Source organism: Tamlana crocina (assembly GCF_012037625.1).
Map to the genome: position 1 here is coordinate 1 of NZ_JAAVJS010000605.1, position 334 is coordinate 334.

Annotated in this window: 1 protein-coding gene; it reads left to right on the forward strand. The window is 43.7% G+C overall.

Annotated features, from left to right (window positions below; genetic code table 11):
• Positions 1–93: 93 nt before the first annotated feature.
• On the forward strand, positions 94–334 hold a 241-nt coding region (locus tag HC176_RS18245), incomplete at its 3' end, for a hypothetical protein (RefSeq protein ID WP_167920413.1).

Below are 334 nucleotides of genomic sequence, written 5' to 3' on the forward strand. Positions count from 1 at the left end.
GCTTTTTACTTCCCCCGCAGTTAGTGTAAAAGCTATCCAATTCCCCTACCTGGATATCTCTACAGTTTTTGTTCATTCTTAATACTTATTGATATGCGTGAATTTTTACTCAAATTTACCGGAGCAACACGGTTTGTGCTGTTGCTGATGATTTTTACTCTGCCGGCAGCGGCGGTGGTGGGGCAGACGGAAACCCCTTCTACAACAACTACAAGCCCTAATCTGCAGGCATATTCTGAAGCTAATTTACCTAACCCTACTGTGACATCAGATAAGGATGATTATGCGCCGGGAGAAATTGCGATTATTACAGGAACCGGCTGGACACTAGATT